Source organism: Paenibacillus sp. FSL R7-0210, from assembly GCF_038009085.1.
GTDB lineage: Bacteria > Bacillota > Bacilli > Paenibacillales > Paenibacillaceae > Paenibacillus_AQ > Paenibacillus_AQ silagei.
The window spans coordinates 6,644,584-6,670,333 of sequence record NZ_JBBPAR010000001.1; the positions used below are offsets into that span (position 1 = coordinate 6,644,584).

Sequence of the window (25,750 nt, forward strand, 5' to 3'; positions counted from 1 at the left end):
AGTGCCTGCATCCTTCCTGCAAATCGTAGGGTAGAAGGACGGTATAATATGAGCAACCAACAAACAAAAACAGACGTTATTTTAATTGGTGCTGGAATCATGAGTGCAACACTTGGTTCACTGTTAAAGGAATTAGTACCGGATTGGCAAATAACCGTGTTTGAGCGGCGTGCGGGTGCCGGGGAGGAAAGTTCGGGGGAATGGAACAATGCGGGAACGGGGCATTCCTCACTCTGCGAGCTTAACTATACTACAGAGCAGCCGGACGGATCGATTGACATCAGCAAGGCGATTAAGGTGAACGAGGAATTTCAGTTCTCCAAGCAATTCTGGTCCTATCTGGTGAGCCAGAAACGAATACACAATCCGCAGGATTTCATTGTACCTGTGCCACATATGAGCTTTGTGGAAGGACAGAAGGACGTTGCATTTTTACAAAAACGATATGAAGCGCTTTCAAATAGTCCGCTATTTCAAGGCATGGAATTCTCCGATGACCCAAGGCAGCTGATGGAATGGATTCCGCTGATGATGAAGAACCGGAAGCTGGACCAGCCGATAGCGGCTACCAAAATCGATTCGGGAACGGATGTGAACTTCGGCGCCCTGACCCGTATGCTGTTCAACCACTTGCAGAGCAATAACACCGATATTAGGTATAATCATCAGGTGGATGACCTGAAGCGCGCGAAGGACGGCTCCTGGGAGCTGAAGGTGAAGAATCTCGCCAGCGGCGTAACAGAGCGTCATAACGCCAAGTTCGTCTTCATCGGCGGCGGGGGAGGAAGCCTGCATCTGCTGCAGAAATCCGGCATCCCGGAAGGTAAGAAGATTGGCGGATTCCCGGTAAGCGGACTGTTCATGGTCTGCAAGAAGCCGGAGATTGTAGCCCAGCATCATGCCAAGGTGTACGGTAAGGCTGCTGTAGGTGCGCCTCCGATGTCTGTTCCGCATCTGGATACCCGGGTGATCGATAAGCAGGAATCCCTGTTCTTCGGGCCGTTTGCCGGCTTCTCGCCCAAGTTCCTGAAATACGGCTCCATGTTCGATCTGATTACCTCGGTCAAGCCGGATAATCTGGTTACGATGCTTGCAGCAGGAGCGAAGAACCTGTCATTGACCAAGTATCTGATCGGGCAGGTCATGCTGTCCAAAGAACAGCGCATGGAAGCGCTGCGGGAGTTCATCCCGGATGCCAGCAGCGAGGATTGGGAGCTGGTGGTGGCGGGCCAGCGGGTGCAGATTATTAAGGATACAGCAGCCGGTAAAGGCATGCTTCAATTCGGAACGGAAGTGATCAGCAGCGCGGACGGCTCCATCGCCGCATTGCTGGGAGCCTCTCCAGGGGCGTCAACGGCCGTCTCTGTCATGCTGGAGGTAATCACCAAGTGCTTCCCGCAGCAGATCAAGGCCTGGGAGCCGAAGATCAAGCAGATGATTCCTGCCTACGGCATGTCCCTGTCGGCTAACCCGAAGCTATTGAACGACATTCATGCTTCCGCAGCGCACACGCTGGGCCTGACGAATGGAACAGATGGGCATGAGCCGCCAGCCGCGGTCAACCATCTGTAGGCAATAGAGAGCGTACGGCTGACCACCAGCCTGTCAGCTCTTATATACATGCAAAGAGGCCATCCCTTGGGATAGCCTCTTTGTCTTCCTGTGTCCATCTCTGAGTACTTCAAGGGCGATCAAGCCTTATGAGTCTTGAACAGCCGGATGGCCAGAATCAGAGCTACCGCTACAGCCGCGAGACCCGCCCAGTTCAGGTGGAGCACAGAGGTACGGCTGATCACATAGCCGCCTAGGCCCGATCCCAGCGCGAAGCCGAACTGGATGAAGGAAGTATTGACGCTCAGGGCCATATCCGGGTTCCGGGGAACCAGGGTGACCAGCAGGAGCTGTTGCGCGGGGGAGATGCTCCAGGTCCCCAGCATGAAGATCATCAGGATCAGGAGGAGGACGATCACATGAACGCCTGCCATTGCGAACAGGAGGAGCGTGGCTGCCTGTAACAGAAGTCCCGTAATTATGGTGAACTTCGATCCTTTGGAATCAGCCAATTGCCCGCCTAACTTGGAGCCCATGAAGCTGCAGACTCCCGCCAGGAAGAGCACCCCGCTGATTTCGGTCACAGACAGTGAGGATGCGGCCTGCAGGTAAGGGGTAATATAAGTGAAGAGTGTAGCGTAACCCCCTACATATAGTAAGGTGATCACCAGAGCAGTAACAATTCTGGAATCCTTCAGCACAGACAGCTGCATCCTGAGGGTGACGGCTTCTTTTTCTTTGATGGCAGGGACCTTGGCAGAGATGATGAACAGCGGAACAAGGCTCAGCCCCCCGACGATGATGAACAGAGCCCTCCACCCAAAGTGTTCACTGAAAAAAGTACCAGCCGGAACGCCCAGAACCAGCGAGCTGCTCAGTCCCATCAGAATAATGCCAATCGCATTGCCTCTGCGCTCCTTCTCCACGAGCCGTGTAGCTACAGCCATAGCGACTACGGTAGCTATGCCCCCGCTTGCCCCTTGGATAACCCGTACCCCCAGCATAGCTTCATAAGGCAGGTTCAGAAGCATCAGCCCGTTGCTGGCAATGAACACGCCGAGGGCGGTCATCAGCAGCTTTTTGCGGTCCATATTGAGGGTGAGTGCAATGAGAACCGGTGCAATAATCGCTGCGGACAGCGCGAATACAGTCACCATTAGCCCCACTTCGGAGGTGGATACGCTAAGATCTATCGCCATCATCTCAATGACGCCGGTAATAATATATTCAATCGTCCCGATCAGAAAAACGGCAAGTGCCAGAATATATATCGTCAATCGGTTATTCAAGTTCATTCGCTCCTTGTGGTTTCATATCCTTGTACATTCATAACGGAATCGGCCGCCGTTCTTGTCATCACTCTACGATGCTGCTAAGGTTAAGTCAAAGAAACGTTTCTGAATGGAACGTTCATTTTTTTTGAACAAAGGAGTGACAACAGATGGAATTGCGCCAACTTAAAACCTTTTATACGCTGGCTTCCACGCTCAATTTCGCCCGCGCCGCCGAAGCGCAGAACTACGTTCCCTCAACGGTTACGATGCAAATGAAGGCCCTGGAGGAAGAATTAGGAGTGAAGCTGGTGGACCGGCTCGGCAAAAATGTGACGTTAACCGATACCGGAAAAACGTTCCTGCGTTATGCGGATAACATCCTGTGTATGGTGGAGGAGGCGCAGCACGCGCTCAAGCAGCCCGGCGAGCTGACAGGGACCATCGTGATTAGCGCAGATGAGACATTATGCACCTACCGGCTCCCCGCTGTGTTGCAGAAGTTCCGGCAGCTTCATCCCGGAGTCCGCTTGATCTTCCTGCCGCTCGTGAGTCCAAGCCTCAGACAGAGTCTGCGGGACGGGGATGTTGATGTTATCTTCATGCTGGATGAAGTGAAGGGAGAGAGCGGATTTTGCGGAGAAAAAATAAGGGAGGAACGCTTCTGTCTCCTGGCTGCTCCCGATCATCCGCTGGCGTCGCGTCCGGCGCTGGCTATCGAGGATTTCCACGGTGAAACGTTCTTACTGACGGAGCAAGGGTGCTCCTACCGCAGCTTCTTCGAGCGCAGCCTGTCGCAGAAGGGGATGGCGGGCATTACGGAACTTGAGTTTCACAGCGCAGAAGCCATCAAACAATGTGCGAAGCTGGGCATGGGTATCGCCATCCTACCTGAAATGGCTGTAAGCGAAGAATTGAAGCGGGGGGAGCTGATCTCCCTGCCGTGGGATTTGACCGCAGTATCTTTTGCCACCCAAATGTTCTGGCATGAGGAGAAGTGGCTCTCCCCGGCAATTGAGGCTTTTCTCCGTCTGGCCCGGGATCTCGAATCCTCCCCTTGACCTTAGGTCTGACCCAGGGTGTATCGTAGAGATATTCCAAGCCGCAGTCCGGGGAGTGATTAGGATGAGAAATGAAATAACAATTAGTGAACTGGCCAAGCTGATGAATGTATCGGTTCACCAGATCCGGTATTTTGAAGAGAAGGGTGTTCTGCAGCCTGCTTATACCGGTGAGAATCAGTACAGAATGTACAGTATGGATCAAGTGTATCAGCTCGCGCATATCCTGCTGCTCCGCAAGCTTGAAGTGCCTGTTCAGTCGATTAATGAATGTATGGGCTATAGTCCGGAGCAGCATCGCGGGCTGCTGGAGCATTCTCTGGAGGGGATTGAGCAAGAGCTGCGCCGCCTCCGGGAGCTTCGGCAGTTCATCCGTAAAATGCTGGAGGAACAGCAGAGCTACAGCACCTCACCTGAGACCTTTCAGATCAAGAAGTGTAAGGCTACAAGACTTATGCAGGTGATGAAGCTGGATTCACACAGGAAGCTGAGTGCAGCGCTGCTTGCGGAGCAGGCGGCAGGGATACCGGATCTGTTCGAATCGGATATGTATTATGTGCTGGAGGAGCCGGGCGCTTTGACCTTGTGTCTGGAACAGCCGGAGGCGGGCGGAGTTATTTTACCGGAAGGGGAGTATCTGACTCTGCAATGTGTGGCCCGCGAGGAGGAGCTGGAGCAATGGACCGGCTGGCTGCTGGAGCATGCTGCTGCACAAGCGATTCCTCTCGCGGGACCGCTGGTGGTCATTGAACGTTCTTATCTCTCCCTGTTCGTTCAAGACAAGCTGCATTATGAGCTGAGGGCCTGCATCGACCCGGCTGCACCCGTGGAAGGGAGAGGTTCCGTATGAGAACGATGCCAACAGGTACAACGTCAATAAGCACAGCGCCAGTAACTATCGAACCTATGGAGGCGAGGTATAATCGTGCGGTGGGGGGGCTGCTGGCTCAAGCTTTTCAGGGGAAATTCCAGAACCGGATCAGGCTGAAGGAGGGAGAGCTGGCAGGGTGCTTCGAAATGCTGCTTCAGTATGCTCCGGGTGATCCCTATACACACAGAATGGTAGCTGTGCAGCAGGGCGAGGTGATTGGCAGCATCGCGATTAAGTGTACACCTGAAGCCCGCCTTTTGGGGAAAAGGCAGACGCCTCCGTTACCGCGAACCTCACAGCTATTAGGCAAACGGGGCATGATCAGAATGCTGATCGGCCTCTATGTACTAGACCATACCCCGGCAGCAGGCGAGTGTTATATTACCGACCTTGCGGTCCACCCGGAGCATCAGAACAAGGGGGTAGGAAGGCTGCTTGTAGAGTGGGCGCAGAAGCTTGTAGATACCGACCCGGGACTGAATCGTCTCAGCCTGCATGTATCAGCCGGTAATCCGCATGCCCGTCAGCTATACGGGAAGTGGTCTTTCCACACGGAAGCCTGGGAGTCACGTTATACCCTGTACTTATTGTTCAATGAATTGCGCTGGGAATACATGGTTCAGAAGAGAGGCAGATGAAGAAATGAAGACAACGAAGAAACTATGGATTTCTCTGCTAATTATAGTGCTACTCCTTGGCGGTGCGGGGATATACATTGTGCAGCAGAACCGCTTTGAGATGACTGAGCAGGCCATCCGGATTGCGTCGCCTGAGGGCGAGCTGACGGGTACGCTGGTGCTGCCCAAGGGGTCTTCAGCAGCTTCCGGCAAGCTGGGATTAGTCCTCTTCATTCATGGAGACGGGCCGATTAATGCCTCGCATGATGACGGATATAAGCCGCTATGGGAGCGGTTGGCCAGTCTGGGGTATGCCTCCTTGTCTCTTGATAAAAGAGGGATCGGCGGTTCGGCGGGAAATTGGCTGGATCAGAGTATAGATGACCGGGTGGAAGAAGCCCGCGAGGCTATTGCATGGGCCCGGAAGCAGCCGGATATCGCTCCGGACCGGATCGGGGTGTGGGGCGCCAGTCAGGCAGGCTGGGTGATTCCCAAGCTGGCGGGCAAGGAGCCGCTCGCCTTCAGCATCCTGGTCTCCCCGGCTATTAACTGGCTGCGCCAGGGTGCCTATCATACCCGGCAGCAAATGCTGCAGGAAGGGAAATCGGAAGCGGAGATTCAAGCGGAAGTGGCATCTAACAACGAGGTTCTGGAGCTTTTGGCGCGGAAGGCGCGCTATGAAGACTATCTGGCTGTAGTGAAGGAAGATAACCCGATGACGCGGGAGCGGTGGACCTTTGTCAGCAAGAATTACCTGTCGGATGCAGGGGAGGATCTTAAGCAATTCCATTCCCCGGTGCTGTTGCTGCTGGGCCAGCAGGATATGCATGTAGACTGGCAGGAGACAGAGCAGGTGTACCGCAAGCTCGTCCGGCCGGAGCTGCTGAGCGTGGCGGTCTTCCCGGAGGCTGAGCATTCGATGCTGAGCAAGAAGACGGCGGATTCCAGCTTCAGAGCGCTCATGATCAGCCTCTTCGCCCCACGCCACATTACAGTTCCGGGCTATATGGATCGGATTGGGGAATTTCTTAAGGAGCTGGAGTAGCAGCCCGCTCCCTTAGCACCGTAATTACTACGTATACCGGCTCATCATTTCAAGCAGGTACTTACGGAATTCTTCACGGTAGTCCTTCGGCTCCATAATCTCCAGATGGGTGCCGAAGCCTGCCAGGAATTGATATCCGATCGGGTGATGCGGAATATAGAACGTAGCCAGCAGTTGTTCCGCGTTATAGGCTTCGATGCTCTTGCGGCCATAACGTTCAATGAATTGATCCTTAATCCCCGGCGAGATCAGCGCCTTCACTTCGGTTAACTGCGGCGGAACTTCAGCCTCCCGTGCCTGATTCAGCATATCCGCTCTGGGGCTGAAGGTCTGTTTCTTCCGCTCCAGCTGCTCCATCCGGGAGAGCTTGAACATCCGCGCGCCCATCCGCTCCAGGCAGAAGCCCTTCAGATACCAGCTCGATTCACTGAAATGAAGTTGATAAGGCTCCACTGTCCGTGTCGTGGGAGTACCTGTTCTATCGGTATAGTCAAAAGAGAGCAGCCCGCTCCCGGCGATGGCCTCCTGACAGAGCTTCATGGCTCCGGCAAGCTCCGCGCGTCCCTCCCAGCAATAGAAGGACAGCTGAACCGACCCTTTAGAAGCGAGCGGGCTAACCATCGCTTCTATTTTTCGTAGCGTCATGGCAACGTCTTCGCTGATCAGAATTTGCTCCAGCCCGCCGAGCGCAGCCAGTATATTCTCCAGATCGGAGCTGCTCAGCAGCCGCTTGTCCATCTTGTATTCTTCCATAATGCCGTAGCCGCCCTGCACGCCGGGTGTGGCGTATATAGGAATGTGCGCCAGGCTGAGCGCTTCCATATCGCGGAGAATCGTCCGTTTGGACACGCCGAATAATTGTGCGAACTCTGAGCTGGGCACAATATCTTTTTTGAGCAGAATCATGATGATGGTAATCAGCCGCTCCACCTTGTCCATCCGGTTACCTCTTTCTTGAGTTGAGTACGAAACGGTGACATACAGCCGTCACCTATCGTGTATTATACTACATTTATCTTAAGGAGGAGGTTATGTTTTATGTCAGCTATTGCTTATATTAATTTCGATGGTGTTGCCGGAGAAGCGATTGAATTCTATGCGGAGGCTTTGCAGGCCACTACAGTGAAGAAGGTTACATTCGGAGATATTCCGCAGGACCCGAACTATCCCCTGCCGGCCAATGAGTTAGCGATGATTATGGAGTCTTCTCTAGCATTCGAGGGCGGGACAATTATGATGTCCGACCTGTTACCCTCTATGCAGCAGGTTACAGGTGAACTGCTGAAGGGGAACAACCTCATGATCAGCCTGGTCATTGAGGACAAGCAGAAGCTCGAAGAGTATTATAATCAGCTGTCCCAGGGAGGAACAGTTATCATGCCGCTCTCCAGCACACCATGGTCTTCATGCTTCGGGATGATCGTGGATAAGTTCGGCATTGGGTGGAAGTTCAACAGTGATGCCGTGCAATTCCTTGATAATGTGCTGGCCAGCCGGGGCAAGCTCTGAAATATTTTGGCAGAATGCGGAAGAGTGGAAGGATTTATCCATCATGTATTGAAAGATAGGAGTACCTGATACCGGTGTATATCGCCTAAGCGAATAAGAGTAGTGATTTTACAGCTGTGGTGGTTGTGTTGCTGGCGGCCATCCGTTCAGGAATCATTGGTGAAAAGAGGAAGTTGAGCTGATGTCAAACCTTCGTCTGAGCAATACCCGGTTATCTGGAGCGGATGGCGTTCGTGCGATCGCCTGCCTGTCAGTCATCCTGCATCACTTGTCGCAAAAGCTGATCATGCCCGCACAAAAACCCTGGCTCCAGGAGCTGCAATCCGTGCTGCTTCTGGGGAACAGCGGGGTCAGCTTGTTTTTTCTGCTAAGCGGCTTCCTGCTGTCGTTCCCCTTCTGGAGTGCGTATCTGAATAACGGTCCATATCCAAGCCTGCGGACGTACACCCTACGCCGTGCCGCGAGAATCATGCCCGGCTTCTATGTGTCCCTGCTGGTGTGTCTGTTCCTGACCTGGAGGCTGGATATTCCGATGGAGTACTTAGGGCGGCGTATTGTCACAGCCTTCACCTTCACATCGGGCTTCCACTACACCACGTTCTTCCCCTCCGACTTGAACGGGCCGCTCTGGTCGATCAGCTTCGAGGTATTCTGCTACCTGCTGATGCCACTCTTCATGGCGGTGTTATTCCTGCTCGGCAAGCGGCATTCCTTCGGTAAGGCGATCCTGTTCTGGGTCGCCGTATTTGGGTTGGTGCTTGCCGCCAATGCCCTCATTCATCATTGGTTCACACCCGGCGAGCAGGGAAGGGGCTGGGACTATGGCCAGGTCGGCGGCGCGAAATTCTGGATGCCGAGATACAATCCGGTCGGCTTCTTCGGCCACTTCACCATCGGGATTCTGGCGGCGGGCATAACGAATGCTCTGCAGCAGCGCCGCTCCAGAGTGGAACGGCTCAGCAGGCTGGGCGTGTTCGATGCCGCCGCAGTACTTGCTCTGGGTCTTGCCGGTCTCCTGATCTGGCGGATGCGCCACGCGGGCGAATTCGACTTCAGTCTCCAGCAGCAGCCGTATCTATTCCCGGTCTATGCCATATTGTTCGGAATCGTGCTGTTCTCGGCACCGTTCAGCCGGTACGCCGGGCGTGTGCTGGATAACCGCTTGTTCCGGTATACGGCCAAAGTGTCCTTCGGCCTGTACATATGGCACTATCTGTTCATTACCTTAATCGAGAAGTACGGCATTCAGGATTTCCATTACTCCGGGGTTAGGGATGTGTGGCGCTGGCTGGGCATCAGTATGTCTGTTGTGGTCATCTCTTACGCAGCGGCTACTATTTCGTATTACACCATAGAACAGCCGTTCATCAACTGGTCCAAAGGCAAGCCGTTCTTCCGGCGCAAGCCGAAGGAGTCCTCACCCTCTACAGCAGCATAGGATTGACTTTTTCATAACCCCCATGATACATTGTGTATACACGGAATACACAATTTGTTGAGGGGGTTAGTTATGCTGGCTTTAGATATCCGGAATTTAAATAAAAAATATCCTAATTTTCAGATCAAAGACGTCTCTTTTCAATTGGAGCAGGGTTATATCATGGGCTTCATCGGGGTCAATGGTGCGGGCAAGACCACCACGATCAAATCGATCCTGAATATGGTTCAGGCCGACAGCGGCGAGATCAGCATTCTGGGCAAGAACATCGCTGAACATGAAACAGAATTGAAGCAGGACATCGGCTGCGCCTTCGGCGATATCGATTTCTATACACGCAGCAGGCTTAAGACGCTGACGGGTATTACGAAGAAGTTCTATAAGAACTGGAGTGACGAGACGTATTACAGCTATCTGAACCGGTTCAAGCTGGATGAGAATAAAAAAATAGCGGAGCTGTCCACCGGGATGAAGGTGAAGTACAGCCTGACTCTGGCCTTATCGCATGGCGCCAGGCTGCTGATTCTGGATGAGCCGACCAGCGGACTCGATCCGGTCTCCAGAGACGATCTGCTGGATATTTTCCAGGAGCTTATCATGGGCGGCGAGATCAGCATTCTGTTCTCCACGCATATTACCTCTGACCTCGAGCGCTGTGCGGATTATATCACCTTCATTGAGCAAGGGCAGATTGTGGCAAGTAGCGAGAAGAACGAGTTCAAGGAGTCATACCGGTTACTTAGCGGCAGCGAGTCGCAGCTTAACGAAGTGAAGGGGAAGCTGATCTCCTGCAAAATCAACTCCTTCGGCTTCACCGGATTGATTCATGCCCAAGATATCGATCCCGCTTGGGCGCTTAACACGGCCATCCCGACTCTCGACGACATCATGATCTACTTTGCGAAAAAGGAGGGTGTATATGTATAATTTGGTGCTGAAGGATTTGAAGCTAGGCGTTAACCCCTGGTTCTTCATATTACCTTTAATTTTAGGCGGTCTGATGCTCATTCCGGGGTGGGTCTACTTCCTGGTTCCGCTGTATTTCTGCTTCATCACCGTACCGAACATGTTCGGCGGATTTAAGAGTCAGAATGATCTCATATTCAGCACGATGATGCCTGTGACCAAACCGGACATCGTGAAGTCCAGAATAGCTGTGATTGTTATTCTTGAGCTTATGCATCTGCTCATTGCCATGATCTTCAGTATCTTTACTTTCCGCCTGTATCCGCAGATGACTTACATTTTCTTTCCGCCTTATATGGGCTTCTGGGGCTTGTGCTTCATTATGCTGGCGGTGTTCAATCTTATATTTATCACTATGTACTACAAGACGGCATATAAGTATGGCGCGGCTACGACTGCATCGACGGCTGCGGCGATCCTGTTCGCGGGCCTGGTCCAATGGGCCGGAATTCAGAATAGCTGGATGCACGGCATTTTCTACGGCTCCGGGACCGGCAATGCGGCGCTTCAGTTCTCGATTCTGATCGGGGGCATCCTCATTTTCGCAGCCTTCACCCTACTTGCCTACCGGATTGCGGTACGGAGATTCCTGAAAGTGGAGATCTTATGAACGTAACGATCTCCAGCACCTCCGACAAGCCGATCTACCAGCAGCTGCACGAACAGATCAGCGCACAGATTCTTGGTGGCGAGCTGGAAAGCGGCTATTGTCTGCCCCCCATCCGGCAGGCTGCCCTGGAGCTGCATGTCAGTGTCATCACGGTGAAGAAGGCCTGGGAGGAGCTGGAGCGGAGCGGCTTGATCCACACGGTAACCGGCAAAGGCTGCTTTGTCGCCGAATTCTCACCGGATGAGATGCTGCGGATTCGTAACGAGATGGTCTTGAAGCAGATGGAGGGCGACATTGCGTATTACAAGTCCTTCGGCCTTACGCTTGATGAAGTGATCGCACTGCTGGGGAAGATCTACTAAAGCGCGCAGAGATTAAATGCAGGAACAGGCTTTTCACGATCCCTTGGGGAAGGTGAAAAGCCTGTTTTGTTGTGTTGTTACGGATCACGTATCCTATTTCCTCTGGAATTTCTCCGGGAACTGTTTCACAATGCCTTCAGCAGTCCGGCCATGATCCGGGTTATTGTTGAGGGCGCTCACATCACTCCTGAAACTTGACATGATCCAATATCGTATTCCCCCACTCAGGGAGCAAGCGGGCCTCTCCCGCAAAGCGGCTTCCAGCTATGGAGCCATCTTGAAACAGCGCACCCTCAAAGCTGCATTCCTCGAACCGGCAATACAAGAGTAAGGCGCCCCGAAAGTTGGCCCCATCAAAGCGGCAGCGGGTGAAAGACACATCATTTGCAATCACTTTGCTTAAGTTGCAGCCGGTGAAATCACAATCATGGAACGCCTTGCTCATTCTGGCACCATTCAGCTTCGCTCCCCGGAAGGAACAGTGATTAAAGGTATGGGTCACGAATCTCTTGTCCAGTCTGACCCCGTCCAGGAAACAATTGGTAAATGTAGAGGTGTTCAAGCTTGCCGAATCCTCGAAGCGTGAATAAGAGAAATCAATATCCTGCAGAGTGAGGTACTGTATGCTCTCAGTCAGGGTAACTCCCCGGTAATCCTTCAGTCCTGCCTCCGTCTGTCCATAAGGGGAGATGGGAAAGGAGCGGTCCTTTTGATGGAGATTATGTTTGCCTGAAATAGCGGCCAGACGCCGGTTCACTTCAGAGAGCTGGTCGTCCTGCCATCTGGCCAAGAGGAATTTCTTATTCAAGGTAGCCCCTCCTTACATTAATTTGGTAAAATGAATGGAATCTAGTTTATATGTTAGTATGCCAAGTAACTATAGACAAGCCATTAAAGGAGGCCATCCACCCGTGGGAAGATCGTTTGCAAATCTGCATATCAAGTCAGGTGACCTGGATAAGACCCTTCAAGCCTTGAAAGAGCTGAGCGCCAAGCATGGCAAGGTTCTGGGTTATCCTGATTCTGAGGCGCCGGAGCGTAAGGCCGTTATCTATGTAAGCCAAAGCAATGAGGGTTGGATCAGCGTGCTTCACGATTATTTCGTATGGGGTACGGTGAAAAAGGTTGGCAGGACGTTGTCCGGGCTGCTGGAGGAGCCGGTGATGACGGTGGGATACATGAATGAGGAGATCTTCGAGCTGTCTTTCTTTGAACAGGGGGAGATCCAGGCCGAACGAATCTTCTGTGAGCCGTGGACCCGGGAGGAATACGAACACCTGCGGGAAGAGCGTATAGCTGACGAATATATGCAGCGGGTGCTCGGGATGCAAGCTGAGGAGGAGAACTTCGGCGCATTCATCAGCCTTACCAGCCCCGGGCAAGCGGTGGAGCGGCTGTCCGAAATTACTGGAATGTCTCTATGGAGCGATGCGGAATGGCTGCCGTATGAAGAGACGCTCAGAGCACGTTTTGTTACCTATGAGTGGTAGAAGAAGATGCTAAAAAACAGCGGATTCTACAAGCTGCGCTTCTTCATCACACCCGAGGAGCTTAAGAGAGTCGTAGAGCTTCTGGAGCCAACGCAAGTGCGGTACTATTTAACCAATTATACCCATACAGAGCATGATCAGAATCAGGTGGTGGAGGCGTATCGCGCCTTCTATCAATATTATACAGCCACGGAAAAAGAGAGCGGGGTGCGCCCCTTCTTCATCTATTCGATGTCGGTTCTGCCGGATACGGAGAGCTTTGGTTTTTTTGCGAGAAATGAGGGGGTTTCTATTCCCTATCACGGGCAATGGGCAGAGAATGAGCTGCCCTGTATCCTGATCTCCTGCCCCAAGGGGCATCGTGTCAATGCTCAGGATGAGCAAGGAGAATATTATCTCTATGAGGATGTCCGGGAGCACAAGCCGCTGAGCTATGCCCTGTACAAGGAAATTACAGGTTCTATTCAAAAAATGACCAAGCCTCTCCGCTTCTCGGCGCAAGACCCGGAGGCGATGGAGGAACAGAAGCCTTCTGTACGTATAAGCAATGCTGCGGCTGAAGATTTAAGCAACTCGTGGATGGTCAGACAATATGGACTCGTGATTCATGGGCAATCAGGGCCTAGCTGATGTATTGGTTTATCCATGAAAGGGAGGGGAGCCGATGGCGCTGAAGTTGATCTGTACCTGGGGAGTGCTAGCTCTATCATGCTGTGCGGTATGGTGGAGCTTCAAGACCGAAAAGCTGATCACCGTCTCCTGGCTGATATTCCTGCTCCCTGCGATTCTCCAGCTTGTTGCTGCTGTGCGGATCGGGCCGGGCAAAGCCAAGTTATTTCTTGTATTCGGCTGTATTAATCTGCTGTTCGCGGCCTTGACCGGTGCGGCTGTCTGGTATCTGGTCCAGCTGGCAGATGCCTATAGAAGGGGGAAATAGTTCAAGCGTGTCTTAAGCGGGGGAGGGGTGCTAATATGCAACTGGGTTTTACGCTGGATACCCATGGAACATGTGTGGGTGTACTCAGAGATGAATTGCTGCCGTTAGAGGAGCTGGCGAATACATTGGAGTTCCCCTACGATATCTTCGTTGTGTTCCGGGTGTTACCTGATAGCTACGGGCGGAGAACGTTCAGACGCTTTGACAGCGGGGATCATACCCTCTATTTGGATATCAGCCTCAGCTATGAGCAGTACCAGCGTATGTCCAAGAATGAGCAGCGCGAGGCTCTGGGCATTCACCTGTACAGCTATCTGGCAGAATCTATTGCCAAGTATACCAAGCATGCCGGTAAGACTGCCCAAGCAGAGCTGCTGAAACGGGTGAAATGCTGGATGCTGGCCAATAACTGGCTGGAAGGGAAAATCCATCAGGCACGCCTCCTCCTCTCCCGGGAGATGGGACTCTATGAGGTTAGCCGGACCTTGAAGCTGCCGCTGGAAGAGATTGAGTATATCCTGCTGCGCATGAATAATGATGCGCCAGCTGCTGTTCATCCTGACAATCTATAATCAACCCTTAGCAGGGAAAGGGGAGTACAACTATGTATGAGCGTCTGACAGAGTTATTAAGCAAGCCTTCCCCGGTCCGGTGGTTTCCGGGCCATGGGGCCGAGGAGAGCTGGATTGCCGAAGCCGAGGAGGAATTAGGCTTCAAGCTGCCGCCGTCCTACCGCTGGTGGCTGGCCCGTTATGGGGGTGGGAGCCTGGGGGATGGGCAAATTCTGACGCTGGTTGCTCCCGAGGATAGGGTGTATACTGACTGGGATCTGCTGTATATTCACAGGCTGAATCTGGCGGAGGATTGGTGGGTAGCCCGGTTTCCACATCGAATGGACCTGTTCGTGCCGGACAGCGATGAGTTGTATTACTTTGACACCTCTGCCCCCGATGAACGGGGGGAGTTCCCGGTCATGCGTTATGACCTCATGAATGATCTGATTGAGGAGTATGCCCCAACGTTCGCCGGATTCCTGGAACAGCTGATCGACGAGAGGAAGTAGCCATGAATGCGGCACAGAAGGAAGTGGAGCGGCTGGCGGCGGAGATTGCGGAGGCGGCCCGGAGGTCGTTCCGCGCGCTTTTTGCGAATGGGGAGCATTATTATTACTGTACGTTATATACAACGGGCGAGGGACATGCACCAAGCCTCTCCGCCTGGTCACGGGAGGCCCTGGAGCAGGAGGCGGCCAGACAGGCAGAGGGCGGCAGCACACCGGCAGCAGAGATCGCCGAGCTGATTAAATGGTCTTATGCCGATTCGCCGTATTGCTGCTTCGGAGATGAGTATTTCGATGAGGTCAAGCGGTTATTCCAGGCACGTCCGTCTATTACGGAGCTTGAGGATGAGGCATGGAACGATGAGTTCATTATGAGACTGGGGGCCATGGAGCTGGCGATGCGGATGATGGATGCTGAGGGTCTGTTCGCGCTCAATCAGCCCAGGGAGGACGTATGTGTGCTTGCCGAAGTGATGCCGCCGGATGAGGGGAATACGGACATTGCCCTGCGGCTGAACCGGGCGGAAGCTCCGGCGATGCGGGCCTGGCTTGAGGAAGCGGCAGAATAAGGTTATTGATGAATAACTCACGCAGGAAACCGGGGGAATGATGAATGTATATCGTATCTGAGCCCAAGGGGCTGTCAGAGCATCACAGGCACATGCTTGAAGCGGAGAGTTCAGGTCTGTATCCTCCAGCCTATATCCGGTTCTTGCAGCAGTACGGCGAAGGAACGTATCGGGGCTGGATGAATGTGCAGCTGCCTGACCCGGAGGTGCTGCGGCCGTTTGCCGAATACGGATTATGGGAGCATGATGAAGACAGTCCTATCACGGAGCAGCAGATCGGCGAGTGTACCGCTATCGGAACCACTGTTGATGGTGATTTCCTGGCGGTCCATCCCGGGGTGAACGGGCTGCTGTGGCTGCCCCGCCATGCAGAGCAGATTCAAGCGATCCCGCTGCCAGCCGGGGAAGAGGAAGAGGCTGTTGGCTATACCCTGATCCTGGATGGCATCTACCGCCGGATGTATGGGCGGAGCCAGGAGGAAAGTGTCTATTATGAGCCGTGGACCGGGACGCGCCAGCATCTCTTCCTGCGGATGCCGCCGGGAGCGGGCCAGCTGGCGCTCACGGAGCTGGCTGACCTGTGCCGGGCGGACCATCCGCCGGATCTCGTCATCGAGAATCCTTACGTCTGCTACCTGTTCTACCGGGAGCTGGGGGGCTATATCCGCCTGAATCTGGCGGGTGGGCAGGAGGTAGCCGTCTTCTATGAGCAGGCTGCCGGGCAGGTATCGGCCAAGATGAAAGAGTGGCTTCTGTCTAAGGGATGCGTGTTGTATTCATAGGAGTGAAGAATAAGGAGGAGTGCGGATGATTGTCCTGAAGGACATAGGGAAATTCGAGGTGCTGCCGGAGCGGGCGATGCAGATCTACCAGGGGGATGTTCCGGCCCAGCAGGCTGCCATTGCTGCGGGCTGGGATATTGAAGCGGGGCTAGAGCTTAGCAAGCATACCACAGTCAGCCCGCTCGACCTGGCAATTATCACGCAGCAGAACGAGGTGGTGAAGCTGCTGGTGGAGCATGGCGCGAACCTTAATGTACCTCAGAATCCGGCCTTCCTGAGGGCGGTCCGTTATGGCAAGGAGGACATCATATGCTACCTTGCTGCACACGGCGCGAAGCTGGACCTGCTCAGCCGGACGGGATCGGGTGCTTATTCACAAGCCTACTATGGCAACAAAAAGAATATCCCGCTGATCCATGAGCTGGGTCTGGACATCCGGCAACATGCCGGTGCCGTGCTGCGGCAAGCCGCCTCGGACCATGATCTGAAGACGCTTACCTATCTGCTGGATCAGGGAGTGGATATCAACTACAACAAGCCGGATATGGTCTATCCTTACGGGGCGACGCCGCTGACAGTCGCTGCCCGGCTGGGCAATCTGAACATGGTCCGCTTCCTGGTGGAACGCGGTGCGGACCTTATGATGACGGAGAAGGACGGCGAGCGGCCGTATACGATTGCGGTCAGCAGCAAGCATACCGCTATGGCGGAATACCTGAAGGCGTTGGAACCGCCGGATGTTCATGATTTGGAGAACAAGAAATACGAGCTGGCCAAATATAAACTGCCGGATGAACTGGTCCGCTTCCTTATAGGGGACGAGCTGCGCCTGACGCTTGCCCCGAATGAGTATAAGATCGGGTACATCGACTTCTTCAGCTTCACTGACACGATAGAGATGAAGGCCGGGAGGCGCAAGCTGCTGCGGCTGTCTGCCGATATCGATAATTACTCCGGTCTGGTGCTGGTCTGGAATCCGCAGAAGAAGGGGCAGCTCGGCTGTTACGATGTGGAGCATCAGACGTATGCAGATTTGTGCAGCTTCCCGGAATTTGTTGCGAAGCCTGAACACTACCTCATACAGTTCATGGAGGGAGAGCTGGACGGGTCATGAAGGAGAGACTGGCTGAAGTGAATCATAACCATGAGACCTACGAGACCCTGGACGGGCTGGAGGACATGCGCTCCGAGCTGACCGGGTACTGTTACCGGATGATGGGCTCCATCTTCGAGGCGGAGGATGCCGTCCAGGATACCATGATCCGGGCTTGGAAGCATCAGGAGCAGATGAGGCAGCAGGCCTCCCTCAGGGCCTGGGTGTACCGGATTGCTACCAATGTCTGTCTTGACCGGCTGAGGAGCGCCAAACGGCGGGCGCTGCCGATGGACCTCTCTGAACCGGCTGCTGTGGTTGTAGAGCCCAAGGAGAGTCTGCCTCAGCATTCCTGGATCTGGCCCGCTCCGGGCTATGTGGATGATCCTGGTAATATTCTAGTCAGCAGAGAGACCCTCCGGCTGTCCTTCATTGCGCTGCTGCAGCTGCTGCCGCCCCGGCAGCGTGCCGTGCTGATTCTGCAGGAGGTGTTCCGGTGGTCGGCAGCCGAGACCGCCGGGGCACTGGAGATGACCGTGGCCGCGGTGAACAGCGCGATGCAGCGGGCACGGGCAACCATGGCCAAGGCACAGCTCCGGTCCGAGGCACTGCAGGCTGACGATGACGAAGTGGACGAAGGGCTGATTACCCGGTACGTGGAGGCTTTTGAACAATACAATATTAATGCGTTGTTGGCCTTATTCCAGGAGAATGGCAGCCTGTCGATGCCGCCATTTACAATGTGGGTGCAAGGCGGCGCGGATCTCGCGGCCTTCTACCAGATCACAAGCAGTCACTGTATGGGCTCGCGGTTGCTGCCGGTCCGGGTGAACGGGAACCGGCCCGCATTTGCCCAGTATGTTCCCTCTGGAGAAGACGGATTGCTTGTCCCGTGGGCGATTCATGTGCTTGAGCTGAGCGGGGGGAAGATCGCGCATGTTCATCATTTTATAGATGCTGAATTATTTATTCGCTTCGGATTGCCGGAACACCGATGATTCTGCCGCGGCCGGAACGTCTATACTAATGAATCACACAAGCGAGACCATTCCGAATTCAAGGAGGAACACACAGGTGACAATCAAACTTACTCCCTACATCACCCTGGAGGGGCGCACGCAGGAGGCTATTCAGTTCTATGGACAGGTTATGGGAGCTGAGGTCCTTTCCATCCTGACGTATGGTGATATGCCGGATCTCCCGGACACGTTCCCGGATGAGGTACGGAGTCTGGTGGCCCATGCCAAGGTACAGGTGGGCGGCACGGAGCTGATGTTCTCAGATGCTCCCGGCGGTACGCCGATTGAGAGTGGGAAGCGGGTAACGGTCTGCGTTACTACGGACAGCGTGGAGGAGTCACGGAGAATTTTTGATGCGCTGCAGGAGGGCGGGGAGGTTAATATGCCGTTTCGGGAGGAGCCGTTCAGCCCGGGCTTCGGCGATCTGACGGACAAGTTCGGGGTGACATTCCAGATCTATACGGAGCTTGGATAGAGTGGAGATCGAATAGGAGAGAGTATCGGGCATGATGAAGACGAACGTTGAAGTACCCATACGTTGTACAGGTGTTGCTGTAGTATTGCTGAAGAATACACCCTCTGGTCATCATGTCCTGTTACTGAAGCGGGCCGGTTCGGTACTGAGGGATGCCTGGTGCTACATCGGTGGAGGGATTGAAGAAGGAGAGCAAGCGTGGGAGGCTGCGCTAAGAGAGATTCGGGAAGAGACCGGGATTACCCGGGTCGCTCTCTACACCTCCAATACCTTCGACCAGATCTATTCGGCAAAAGAAAACTATATCTACGTCGCCCCAGTGTTCGTGGGATACGTGGATGAGACCCAGGATGTCATTCTTAATCATGAGCATAGTGATTATGAATGGCTGCCGGTGAATGAAGCCATCGAACGGGCCGCATTACCGGGAAATGATGCCGTGCTTGCTTCGATCGAGAAGCATTTCATCAGGAAAACTCCGGCAGAGTGGTTGCGTGTTGGCACATCATAAGAGGGCTGGAGAAGGGCTGCACGCGATGAGCGTGCAGCTTTCTTTTGCTTTCTGGGAGAATACATCTGCCAAATATAATCGAAAAACCGATCACATTTGGCGTTGCATGGGCGCGTGAGCCGAATGTAATCGAAAAACCGATCACATTCGGCGCTGCGTGGGCGTACGGACCAAATGTAATCGAAAAACCGATCACATTTGGCATTGCGTGGGCGCGTGGGCCCAATGTAGGCGAAAAACCGATCACATTGGGCGTTGCGTGGGCGCGTGAGCTCAATGTAGGCGGAAAACCGAACACATTGGGCGTTACGTGGGCGCGTGAGCCCAATGTAGGCGAAAAACCGATCACATTCGGCATTGCATGGGCACGTGGGCCAGATGTAATCGAAAAACCGAATACATTGGGCGTTGCGTGGGCGCACGGACCAATTGTAATCGAAAAACCGAATACAATCTGCCGGCACTGGAAGTTGATCGGATGTGCCCATGTGCGTCGTGAATGGTAGCGTAAATCGACAGCTGGGCGGGTACGTTTTTTATCCTTTGCGCAGAATGGCCAGTGCATGCAAACTATACCCAAGCAGACTCTTATCCTCACAGGTCTGCAGATGAAACTGAAGCCAGCGTTCAAAATCTTCTTGCTGTGCCTCATTGATTTGCTTAGCAAACAAATAACCGACCCCGTCTGTTCCAATATGGGTCACGATCTCTGTGTGATAGGCAGCTGCCATGTGTTCCATTTCAGAGGGAGACATATGTAGGAATAGACCATCTTTCGTCTGGTTGGCATGCCAGGTAAGTACATCTTCCATATTTCCTAGTCTATCGCCTACGCCTAATAACGAAACTGCTGCATTGTTAATATAGGAGACCGCAAGCAGCCCTCCTGGTTTCAGCACACGAAGGCATTCGGTCATGGCCAGCTGTCTGTCTTCATTGCCGATATGATAAAAGGCTCCCATGTTCAAAACAACATCAAAAATTTCACTGTCAAAACGGGATAAATCCGTGATGCTTCCTGTATACATATCAGCCAACAACGGGCGTATGCGCTGCTTCTCTCTGATGATGTCTACATTATGAGGAACGAGATCTCCGGCTACAACCTTATGCCCCAATTCTGCCAGCTGAAAAGAGTAATTCCCTGTCCCTGCGCAGCCGTCAAGAATGTAAGATTCCTGCTTAAACAGCTTCTTGAAGTAGGCCATCGTTGTGATCCATTCGATCTGATGACCGTTATCCCTGGACAGCCTTCCCTCCTCATCATAGGAATCATAGTAATCCGTTATCGCACTCACCATATTGCCCTCCTTATCGTTGGCCGGGCCTTATTAAGCACAACTGCCCTCCCCCTACCTTAACGGATCGGGGGAGGGCAGGCTATGACGGGAGTTACTTGAAGATCCGCTGCGAGAACTGATACAGTCCGCTGCTCCAGACCTTGCCTTCATGTCCGCCTACATCCAGATACCACAGATGCGGAACATTCATGCTGGTCAGGCTGTTATGGAAATTCTGGCTGACATAGAGCAGGCCGTCCGAAGCGCCGCAGGAGATCCAGAGCAGCTTCAGCTGGCTGGCCGTCTGCGCCGGATTTGTGATCAGCTGTGAGGCCGGCTTCGTATTCGGAGCAGAGGAGAACGCGCCGATCCACGAGAACTTGTCCAGATGCTTCAGGCCGAAGTTCAGGGTCTGTCCGCCGCCCATGGATAAGCCGGCGAGGGCGCGGTTCTGCTTGTTTTTGTATACCGGGAAGTGGGAATCTACATAAGGAATGAGATCATTAATCAGGTCAAATTCAAACCGCTCGAAGGCGGCTACCTTGTCCGGTGCATAAATATCGCCGATCGGACGGTCATCCGCCATGGCGCGGCCATTCGGGAATACGACAATCATCGGCTCCAGCTTGTTCTGGGAGTACAGGTTGTCCAGAATGTTCCGCGGATTCATCCCGTTCAGCCATTCGTTCTGATCCCCGCCGATGCCGTGCAGCAGGTAGAGCACGTTGTAGGTCTTGGAAGGGGTATAACCCGGAGGGGTGTACACCATCGCGTTTCTTGACTTGCCTACGGTAGTCGAATAATAAGAAATCTGTTGTACGTTGCCGTGCGGAATATTATTGCGGTATCCGTCATAGCCTTGCGGAGCGGGAGTGATGGTGCTGGTTACAGCCGCAGTGGCATCCGCAGAGAGGCTCATATCCTGCTCTTCGGCTACAGGTGAGGCATAGGACATAGCCGGCAGCATCAGCGCTGCCGTCAGAGCCAAAGCGGCAATACGGGTCATAATCTTCTTCATTTCACATATCCTCCTTAGTTTAAATAGATTAGGTCAAACCTGATTCATCCGTCCTCTTAGGTCCCTCTATGAAGCAAAGGCCTCCTTTCCCGGCACATAATGTAAGCGCATCCATTATGAGGATACCATATTTAGCATATTATGTAAATTGTATTTTGGGATTTTTTGATAGATTTTGAATATGCGGCGGCTATACCTGTAGTCAGCTCGCGCACAAAGCCGGAAGCAGCGCGGTCACGGATGTGAGCGCTGCCGCCCAGAATGTTCAGGATCGGCCTTGGCGGATGGAGTGGAAGGGCGGTCTTAAGGGTATCGGCCAGACGGATCCCCGGACAGCGACAGTGAATGCAGAGGGGCGTTTCGAAGCATTCATCTGATGCATTACATCTAAGGTTAACAGATGGTGCAGAACAGTATAATTGTGTCCCTGGAGAGTGGGTTTGCCACCCTCCTTTCTTTTTGGCCCGGGATTATAGTAAGGAATGACTCTATGTATCCTGCCGGCAATTGAAAGCGGTTGCCTGGAGCCAAATTGATCTGGAGGAGGTATTTATGCTTACTCGCAAAGTAATGAGATTGCTGCTGGTGCTTGCCGTCGCATTCACGGGATTCATCCCGCCACAGACCGCTGGTGCGGCTGAACCGGAACCGGGAACGGAACCGGTTCAGCAGGTGGCCGCCGCTGGTCCTGCAACCATCCAGAATTACCCGATGCCGTCTATCTATACTCCGTCTTCTGTCTATTCGTTGAAGGTGAACAATGAGAACGTCCCTGTCGTCAAGTATTTACCCGATTATGACTACGCCCAGTTCTCCTTTGACGGAACGGTCACCCTTGAGGTGACGGCAGACAAGCCGATTACCTCGTATTCGATCAGCCCGCTGGCCAAGAACATCACAGGAACGGTCAACGGCAACAAGCTGACCTTCACCCTGTCGGCCTCTACCTATGTGATCGTGGATATTAATGCACCTGCGAACGAAGACCCGAATGAGAAGGACCCGGACAAGCGCCGCAAAAGACTCGTGATCGCCGCCGATCCGCTGGAGACAGACATCCCCGCGTCCTCCGGCCCGGGAATCTACAATGTGACCGCTGCACCATACAACGCTGACAAGACGGGCGCAACGATCACCTCGGGTGCCATCCAGCAGGCGATTGATGCTGCCAATCAGGCCGGAGGCGGTATCGTGTATATTCCGGCGGGCGTATATAAGAGCAGCAACCTGACCCTGAAAAGCAATGTTACGTTCTACCTGGCCGGGGGTGCAGTCATCGTCGGCACAGGCCGGGGCGAGGACTACCGGAATGACTTCCGTAAGGATTCGATCTCGGATGGAACCTATTTTATCCGCACCGCTACTAATTCCGTGAATATCACCATGCGGGGGCGCGGAACCATCGACGGCAAAGGGATAGAAATGCGCAAACGCAAGATGACCAACCCGCCTGCAACCCACAAGCAGGGAGAGGGGTTCATCAATAACCTGGTGGTGCCGATGGCAACCAGCAACTTCAAGTTTGACGGGTTAACCCTGCGGGACGGTGGCTTCTGGGCGTTCCTGGTGGTCCGCTCCGATAACGTGACCATCACCAACTATAAGGGATACCAGGATTTATTTACGCTTGAGGATGATGCCATCGATATTAATGAGAGCCAGAACGTGCTGGTGAAGCATGCCCTTGCCATCTCGGACGATGATACCTTCTCCACCAAGACCTGGCCGCAAAAAGGAATGTCCAAGGACTGGCCGGGAGCCATCGAGCATCTGGAGAATGTGGTGTTCGAGGACTGCTTCGCCTGGACCCGCTGCGCTGCCTTCAAGCTGGGCATGGGCATATGCACGCCGCAGATTGGCGTCACCATCCGCAATTCGTATGTCTATCAGAGCGCGCGGGCGCTGCTGGTGGATCATGCTTATACAGAGAATCCGCTCCCGGTCGAAGGCTGGGCCCAGGATGTGACCTTCGAGAATATTGATATTGAACGGGTAGGCATCAACCAGTTCGGAAATTACTGGCTGCGCGTCTCCACCAGCACATCCGGCGATGTAAGCAATGTCATTCTCCGGAACATCAATGTCCGCGAGACGGGAGGAGATTCCCCCATCCAGGGTAATCCTACCAGAGGCGGGATGGTGAACGGGGTGACTTTTGAAAATGTGGTGGTCAAAGGAACGCTGGCGAAGAATCTCAGTGACCTGAAGGTGAGCATCAAGAACGAGAATGTAAGCGGAGTCGTCTTCGCGAATACGGATCAGGCCTGGTTCAGCGATCACTTCACCTCCGGGCTGCTCCCGGATTGGACCGTAGCTTCAGGTGCAGCCAGTTGGGCGGTAACCGATCGGACGGGGAACCGGGTGCTGTCCACCAGCCAGACCACGACGGCGCTGATCACCGCCAAGGCCGGTGCAGCCTGGACGGATTACACGTATGAAGCCAGAGCCAGACTGCCTCTCATTAATGGAAGCGAGAATGCAGGCATTGTCTTCCGGGTACAGGATCAGAACAACTTCTATATGTACCGGATCGATGCCAGCACAAGCCAGCTGCAGCTCTACAAGGCTGTGGCCGGAACGTTGACACAGGTCGCGAACACTTCGTTTGTGCCTGTCAAAAACCAATGGTATACCCTTAAGGCGACGGTTCAAGGCAATACCATTAAAGGGTATGTGGATGGAGTGCTGAAGACCACATGGACCAACCCAGTCAATGAATTAACCTCGGGCGGAATCGGCTTCCGCACCACCTCAGCCGGGGTCTGGTATGACGATGCCAAGGTGACCGCCATTCACAATCCGCCCACGGATATCACTCTCAGCGCTACCCAGGTGCCGGAGCTGACTACTCCAGGCGGTCTAGTGGGTACCTTCACTACAGCCCATCCGGATGCGGGCCAGACCTTTACTTACGCGTTGGTTTCCGGGCAAGGCGACGCCGATAACAGCAGCTTCTCCATTGCCCCGCAGGGAGACAGGCTGATTCTCCGCACTACGCCGGATTATGAAGCGAAGAGCAGCTACAGCATCCGGGTGAAGAGCATAGATGCGAACGGCTTGTCTTTGGAGAAAAGCTTCACGATTCAGGTTACCGATGTGGACGAGACTCCGATTGATGCCAATCCTAATTCTGTCCGGTTCACGGATAACTTTGAGGATGGCGATACGGCAGGCTGGACGGCTGCCAGCGGAACCTGGAGTGTAACTACAGACGGCAGCACCAAAGCCCTGATCCAGACGAGGGGGAATTCTACAGGGCTCATTACAGCCGGGGATTCATGGCAAGATATTGCTATGGAAGCCAAGGTGAAGGTTCCCATCGCGAACGCCAATGCCGGCATTCTTTTCCGGGTGCAGGACGCTAATAACTATTACATGTACCGGATCAATGTCAACGACAAGAAGCTTGAGCTGTTCAAGGCAGTAAACGGAACGCTGACCCCCGTGTCCAGCACCCTTTTCGCCGATGCGGCTGCGGGCCAGTGGTATACCCTGAAGGCGGTCATCAAAGGGAATAGAATTCTAGGCTTTGTGGACGGCCAGTTGAAGCTCGAATGGACGAACCCGCAAACGGAATTAACCGCAGGGAAGATCGGCTTCCGAACAACCTCCCAGAATGCGGTGTTCGATAATGCCCGCGTTACAGGGATACACAAGGTGACGGCCAATGCGCTTAAGACGGTAACCCAAGATGTGTATGAAGCGGTTACGCCTGAAGGCAATCGGCTCAGCCTTAGCCCGGGCAGCCCGCTTGCAGGAGAGACACTTACTCTGACGGCTGAAGGCCATAACCAGAGCCTGGCACCTGTTGCCCCCGGAGATGAGCGTTATTATCCGGAAGCCTGGAGCTCCACAGAGGATGGTATGGCAGGCGTCTTCACCGTAACGGATGAGGTCTATCAGGCTGCCTATGTTCCAACTGCTGTAGGTGATTACAAGATAACCGTCATCTACCGCAAGCAGGTATGGGACGGCACCGCCTGGGCCGATACGGAGCTGACGGATTCCCTGATTGTGGACATTAAGGTCATCCCGAAACCGGCAGATGCGGAGGGTGACAGCACCACTGAGCAGGACCCGCCGGTCCTCGGTTAACAAGAGATTTATATCCCCATCCTGGTGTGTAAGCAGTGATGCTTATGTGCCAGGATTTTTTTTGTGCTAAAAATAATTAGCGTATAAGTGCAACCGTTACCCGGAATTCTCTACTATATA

Annotated in this window: 27 protein-coding genes; 22 read left to right on the forward strand and 5 right to left on the reverse strand. The window is 53.7% G+C overall.

All coding sequences use genetic code 11. The features are described from left to right. Nucleotides 1-48: 48 nt before the first annotated feature. The gene (locus tag MKY64_RS28230; RefSeq protein WP_036722930.1) at nucleotides 49-1,572 is read left to right on the forward strand and encodes a malate:quinone oxidoreductase; all 1,524 of its coding nucleotides are present in this window, start codon (nucleotides 49-51) and stop codon (nucleotides 1,570-1,572) included. A 119-nt stretch (nucleotides 1,573-1,691) separates the two neighbouring features. Here MKY64_RS28230 and MKY64_RS28235 read toward each other — a convergent pair whose 3' ends face one another. After that, nucleotides 1,692-2,840, reverse strand: a complete 1,149-nt coding sequence (locus tag MKY64_RS28235) for an MFS transporter (RefSeq protein WP_339312136.1) — start codon at nucleotides 2,838-2,840, stop codon at nucleotides 1,692-1,694. Between the two features lie 152 nt (nucleotides 2,841-2,992). Here MKY64_RS28235 and MKY64_RS28240 point away from each other — a divergent pair, with 152 nt between their 5' ends. The 4 genes from MKY64_RS28240 to MKY64_RS28255 all read left to right on the forward strand — a co-directional run bounded on the left by MKY64_RS28240 (nucleotide 2,993) and on the right by MKY64_RS28255 (nucleotide 6,416). Beyond that, on the forward strand, nucleotides 2,993-3,883 hold the full coding sequence (locus MKY64_RS28240; protein WP_036722928.1) for a LysR family transcriptional regulator: 891 nt from the start codon (nucleotides 2,993-2,995) through the stop codon (nucleotides 3,881-3,883). A 64-nt stretch (nucleotides 3,884-3,947) separates the two neighbouring features. After that, nucleotides 3,948-4,733: a MerR family transcriptional regulator gene (locus MKY64_RS28245; RefSeq protein ID WP_340957098.1), complete on the forward strand. Its 786-nt coding sequence runs from the start codon at nucleotides 3,948-3,950 to the stop codon at nucleotides 4,731-4,733. Beyond that, nucleotides 4,730-5,392, forward strand: coding sequence for a GNAT family N-acetyltransferase (locus MKY64_RS28250; protein ID WP_340957101.1), 663 nt, complete (start codon nucleotides 4,730-4,732; stop codon nucleotides 5,390-5,392). Before MKY64_RS28245 ends, MKY64_RS28250 begins: the two co-directional genes overlap by 4 nt. Nucleotides 5,393-5,396: 4 nt before the next feature. Continuing rightward, nucleotides 5,397-6,416 (forward strand): alpha/beta hydrolase family protein, encoded by a 1,020-nt coding sequence (locus tag MKY64_RS28255; RefSeq protein ID WP_340957102.1) that lies wholly within the window; start codon nucleotides 5,397-5,399, stop codon nucleotides 6,414-6,416. Nucleotides 6,417-6,443: 27 nt separating this feature from the next. Here the strand turns inward: MKY64_RS28255 and MKY64_RS28260 are convergent, their stop codons facing one another. Beyond that, entirely contained in the window at nucleotides 6,444-7,355 is a 912-nt protein-coding gene (locus MKY64_RS28260) for a helix-turn-helix transcriptional regulator (RefSeq protein ID WP_340957105.1), read from the reverse strand. 99 nt (nucleotides 7,356-7,454) lie between these two features. On the opposite strand from MKY64_RS28260, the gene MKY64_RS28265 reads away from it, so the two are divergent. The 5 genes from MKY64_RS28265 to MKY64_RS28285 all read left to right on the forward strand — a co-directional run bounded on the left by MKY64_RS28265 (nucleotide 7,455) and on the right by MKY64_RS28285 (nucleotide 11,301). Further along, nucleotides 7,455-7,925: a VOC family protein gene (locus MKY64_RS28265; RefSeq protein ID WP_340957108.1), complete on the forward strand. Its 471-nt coding sequence runs from the start codon at nucleotides 7,455-7,457 to the stop codon at nucleotides 7,923-7,925. Between the two features lie 181 nt (nucleotides 7,926-8,106). Continuing rightward, nucleotides 8,107-9,363 carry an acyltransferase family protein gene (locus tag MKY64_RS28270; RefSeq protein ID WP_340957111.1) on the forward strand — a complete coding sequence of 419 codons (1,257 nt, stop codon included), beginning with the start codon at nucleotides 8,107-8,109 and terminating at the stop codon, nucleotides 9,361-9,363. Between the two features lie 72 nt (nucleotides 9,364-9,435). After that, nucleotides 9,436-10,290 carry an ABC transporter ATP-binding protein gene (locus MKY64_RS28275; protein WP_340957113.1) on the forward strand — a complete coding sequence of 285 codons (855 nt, stop codon included), beginning with the start codon at nucleotides 9,436-9,438 and terminating at the stop codon, nucleotides 10,288-10,290. Beyond that, nucleotides 10,283-10,939: an ABC-2 transporter permease gene (locus MKY64_RS28280; protein WP_340957116.1), complete on the forward strand. Its 657-nt coding sequence runs from the start codon at nucleotides 10,283-10,285 to the stop codon at nucleotides 10,937-10,939. Before MKY64_RS28275 ends, MKY64_RS28280 begins: the two co-directional genes overlap by 8 nt. Further along, a complete protein-coding gene (locus MKY64_RS28285; RefSeq protein WP_036722915.1) occupies nucleotides 10,936-11,301 on the forward strand; it encodes a GntR family transcriptional regulator in 366 nt (121 codons plus the stop codon). The genes MKY64_RS28280 and MKY64_RS28285 overlap by 4 nt, the downstream gene beginning before the upstream one ends. A 181-nt stretch (nucleotides 11,302-11,482) precedes the next feature. Here the strand turns inward: MKY64_RS28285 and MKY64_RS28290 are convergent, their stop codons facing one another. Beyond that, on the reverse strand, nucleotides 11,483-12,109 hold the full coding sequence (locus MKY64_RS28290; RefSeq protein ID WP_036722913.1) for a pentapeptide repeat-containing protein: 627 nt from the start codon (nucleotides 12,107-12,109) through the stop codon (nucleotides 11,483-11,485). Nucleotides 12,110-12,212: 103 nt separating this feature from the next. Here MKY64_RS28290 and MKY64_RS28295 point away from each other — a divergent pair, with 103 nt between their 5' ends. The 11 genes from MKY64_RS28295 to MKY64_RS28345 all read left to right on the forward strand — a co-directional run bounded on the left by MKY64_RS28295 (nucleotide 12,213) and on the right by MKY64_RS28345 (nucleotide 19,237). Next, nucleotides 12,213-12,791 carry a hypothetical protein gene (locus tag MKY64_RS28295; RefSeq protein WP_340957119.1) on the forward strand — a complete coding sequence of 193 codons (579 nt, stop codon included), beginning with the start codon at nucleotides 12,213-12,215 and terminating at the stop codon, nucleotides 12,789-12,791. Nucleotides 12,792-12,797: 6 nt separating this feature from the next. Beyond that, complete coding sequence (locus MKY64_RS28300; protein ID WP_340957120.1) at nucleotides 12,798-13,421, forward strand: hypothetical protein; 624 nt, start codon at nucleotides 12,798-12,800, stop codon at nucleotides 13,419-13,421. 34 nt (nucleotides 13,422-13,455) lie between these two features. After that, nucleotides 13,456-13,728, forward strand: a complete 273-nt coding sequence (locus MKY64_RS28305; protein ID WP_036722908.1) for a hypothetical protein — start codon at nucleotides 13,456-13,458, stop codon at nucleotides 13,726-13,728. A 35-nt stretch (nucleotides 13,729-13,763) separates the two neighbouring features. Beyond that, nucleotides 13,764-14,300: a hypothetical protein gene (locus MKY64_RS28310; protein WP_340957121.1), complete on the forward strand. Its 537-nt coding sequence runs from the start codon at nucleotides 13,764-13,766 to the stop codon at nucleotides 14,298-14,300. Nucleotides 14,301-14,332: 32 nt separating this feature from the next. Next, entirely contained in the window at nucleotides 14,333-14,791 is a 459-nt protein-coding gene (locus MKY64_RS28315; protein ID WP_340957122.1) for an SMI1/KNR4 family protein, read from the forward strand. Between the two features lie 2 nt (nucleotides 14,792-14,793). Further along, entirely contained in the window at nucleotides 14,794-15,357 is a 564-nt protein-coding gene (locus MKY64_RS28320; RefSeq protein WP_036722905.1) for a DUF4303 domain-containing protein, read from the forward strand. Nucleotides 15,358-15,401: 44 nt separating this feature from the next. Next, nucleotides 15,402-16,139, forward strand: a complete 738-nt coding sequence (locus tag MKY64_RS28325; protein WP_340957123.1) for a hypothetical protein — start codon at nucleotides 15,402-15,404, stop codon at nucleotides 16,137-16,139. 25 nt (nucleotides 16,140-16,164) lie between these two features. Beyond that, complete coding sequence (locus MKY64_RS28330) at nucleotides 16,165-17,253, forward strand: ankyrin repeat domain-containing protein (protein WP_340957124.1); 1,089 nt, start codon at nucleotides 16,165-16,167, stop codon at nucleotides 17,251-17,253. Next, the gene (locus MKY64_RS28335; protein WP_340957126.1) at nucleotides 17,250-18,230 is read left to right on the forward strand and encodes a sigma-70 family RNA polymerase sigma factor; all 981 of its coding nucleotides are present in this window, start codon (nucleotides 17,250-17,252) and stop codon (nucleotides 18,228-18,230) included. Before MKY64_RS28330 ends, MKY64_RS28335 begins: the two co-directional genes overlap by 4 nt. A 76-nt stretch (nucleotides 18,231-18,306) precedes the next feature. Further along, the gene (locus MKY64_RS28340; protein WP_036722901.1) at nucleotides 18,307-18,726 is read left to right on the forward strand and encodes a VOC family protein; all 420 of its coding nucleotides are present in this window, start codon (nucleotides 18,307-18,309) and stop codon (nucleotides 18,724-18,726) included. Nucleotides 18,727-18,757: 31 nt separating this feature from the next. Then, nucleotides 18,758-19,237 carry an NUDIX hydrolase gene (locus MKY64_RS28345; protein ID WP_340957130.1) on the forward strand — a complete coding sequence of 160 codons (480 nt, stop codon included), beginning with the start codon at nucleotides 18,758-18,760 and terminating at the stop codon, nucleotides 19,235-19,237. 536 nt (nucleotides 19,238-19,773) lie between these two features. On the opposite strand, the gene MKY64_RS28350 is transcribed toward MKY64_RS28345, so the two are convergent. Together MKY64_RS28350 and MKY64_RS28355 are read right to left on the reverse strand one after the other, a co-directional pair. After that, entirely contained in the window at nucleotides 19,774-20,535 is a 762-nt protein-coding gene (locus tag MKY64_RS28350; RefSeq protein WP_340957131.1) for a class I SAM-dependent methyltransferase, read from the reverse strand. 94 nt (nucleotides 20,536-20,629) lie between these two features. Next, the gene (locus MKY64_RS28355; protein ID WP_340957133.1) at nucleotides 20,630-21,535 is read right to left on the reverse strand and encodes an alpha/beta hydrolase; all 906 of its coding nucleotides are present in this window, start codon (nucleotides 21,533-21,535) and stop codon (nucleotides 20,630-20,632) included. Between the two features lie 552 nt (nucleotides 21,536-22,087). Between MKY64_RS28355 and MKY64_RS28360 the strand changes: the two genes are divergently transcribed. Continuing rightward, on the forward strand, nucleotides 22,088-25,630 hold the full coding sequence (locus tag MKY64_RS28360; RefSeq protein WP_340957135.1) for a family 16 glycoside hydrolase: 3,543 nt from the start codon (nucleotides 22,088-22,090) through the stop codon (nucleotides 25,628-25,630). The last annotated feature ends 120 nt before the right edge of the window (nucleotides 25,631-25,750 follow it).

Excerpts from the sequence above, each read along its gene's own strand:
- MKY64_RS28270 (WP_340957111.1), top strand. The coding sequence starts at position 8,107 with ATGTCAAACCTTCGTCTGAGCAATACCCGGTTATCTGGAGCGGATGGC.
- MKY64_RS28285 (WP_036722915.1), top strand. The coding sequence starts at position 10,936 with ATGAACGTAACGATCTCCAGCACCTCCGACAAGCCGATCTACCAGCAG.
- MKY64_RS28345 (WP_340957130.1), top strand. The coding sequence starts at position 18,758 with ATGATGAAGACGAACGTTGAAGTACCCATACGTTGTACAGGTGTTGCT.
- MKY64_RS28310 (WP_340957121.1), top strand. The coding sequence starts at position 13,764 with ATGCAACTGGGTTTTACGCTGGATACCCATGGAACATGTGTGGGTGTA.
- MKY64_RS28325 (WP_340957123.1), top strand. The coding sequence starts at position 15,402 with ATGTATATCGTATCTGAGCCCAAGGGGCTGTCAGAGCATCACAGGCAC.
- MKY64_RS28305 (WP_036722908.1), top strand. The coding sequence starts at position 13,456 with ATGGCGCTGAAGTTGATCTGTACCTGGGGAGTGCTAGCTCTATCATGC.
- MKY64_RS28245 (WP_340957098.1), top strand. The coding sequence starts at position 3,948 with ATGAGAAATGAAATAACAATTAGTGAACTGGCCAAGCTGATGAATGTA.
- MKY64_RS28335 (WP_340957126.1), top strand. The coding sequence starts at position 17,250 with ATGAAGGAGAGACTGGCTGAAGTGAATCATAACCATGAGACCTACGAG.
- MKY64_RS28275 (WP_340957113.1), top strand. The coding sequence starts at position 9,436 with ATGCTGGCTTTAGATATCCGGAATTTAAATAAAAAATATCCTAATTTT.
- MKY64_RS28320 (WP_036722905.1), top strand. The coding sequence starts at position 14,794 with ATGAATGCGGCACAGAAGGAAGTGGAGCGGCTGGCGGCGGAGATTGCG.
- MKY64_RS28360 (WP_340957135.1), top strand. The coding sequence starts at position 22,088 with ATGCTTACTCGCAAAGTAATGAGATTGCTGCTGGTGCTTGCCGTCGCA.
- MKY64_RS28250 (WP_340957101.1), top strand. The coding sequence starts at position 4,730 with ATGAGAACGATGCCAACAGGTACAACGTCAATAAGCACAGCGCCAGTA.
- MKY64_RS28230 (WP_036722930.1), top strand. The coding sequence starts at position 49 with ATGAGCAACCAACAAACAAAAACAGACGTTATTTTAATTGGTGCTGGA.
- MKY64_RS28265 (WP_340957108.1), top strand. The coding sequence starts at position 7,455 with ATGTCAGCTATTGCTTATATTAATTTCGATGGTGTTGCCGGAGAAGCG.
- MKY64_RS28315 (WP_340957122.1), top strand. The coding sequence starts at position 14,333 with ATGTATGAGCGTCTGACAGAGTTATTAAGCAAGCCTTCCCCGGTCCGG.
- MKY64_RS28300 (WP_340957120.1), top strand. The coding sequence starts at position 12,798 with ATGCTAAAAAACAGCGGATTCTACAAGCTGCGCTTCTTCATCACACCC.
- MKY64_RS28330 (WP_340957124.1), top strand. The coding sequence starts at position 16,165 with ATGATTGTCCTGAAGGACATAGGGAAATTCGAGGTGCTGCCGGAGCGG.
- MKY64_RS28255 (WP_340957102.1), top strand. The coding sequence starts at position 5,397 with ATGAAGACAACGAAGAAACTATGGATTTCTCTGCTAATTATAGTGCTA.
- MKY64_RS28240 (WP_036722928.1), top strand. The coding sequence starts at position 2,993 with ATGGAATTGCGCCAACTTAAAACCTTTTATACGCTGGCTTCCACGCTC.
- MKY64_RS28260 (WP_340957105.1), bottom strand. The coding sequence starts at position 7,355 with ATGGACAAGGTGGAGCGGCTGATTACCATCATCATGATTCTGCTCAAA.
- MKY64_RS28280 (WP_340957116.1), top strand. The coding sequence starts at position 10,283 with ATGTATAATTTGGTGCTGAAGGATTTGAAGCTAGGCGTTAACCCCTGG.
- MKY64_RS28355 (WP_340957133.1), bottom strand. The coding sequence starts at position 21,535 with ATGAAGAAGATTATGACCCGTATTGCCGCTTTGGCTCTGACGGCAGCG.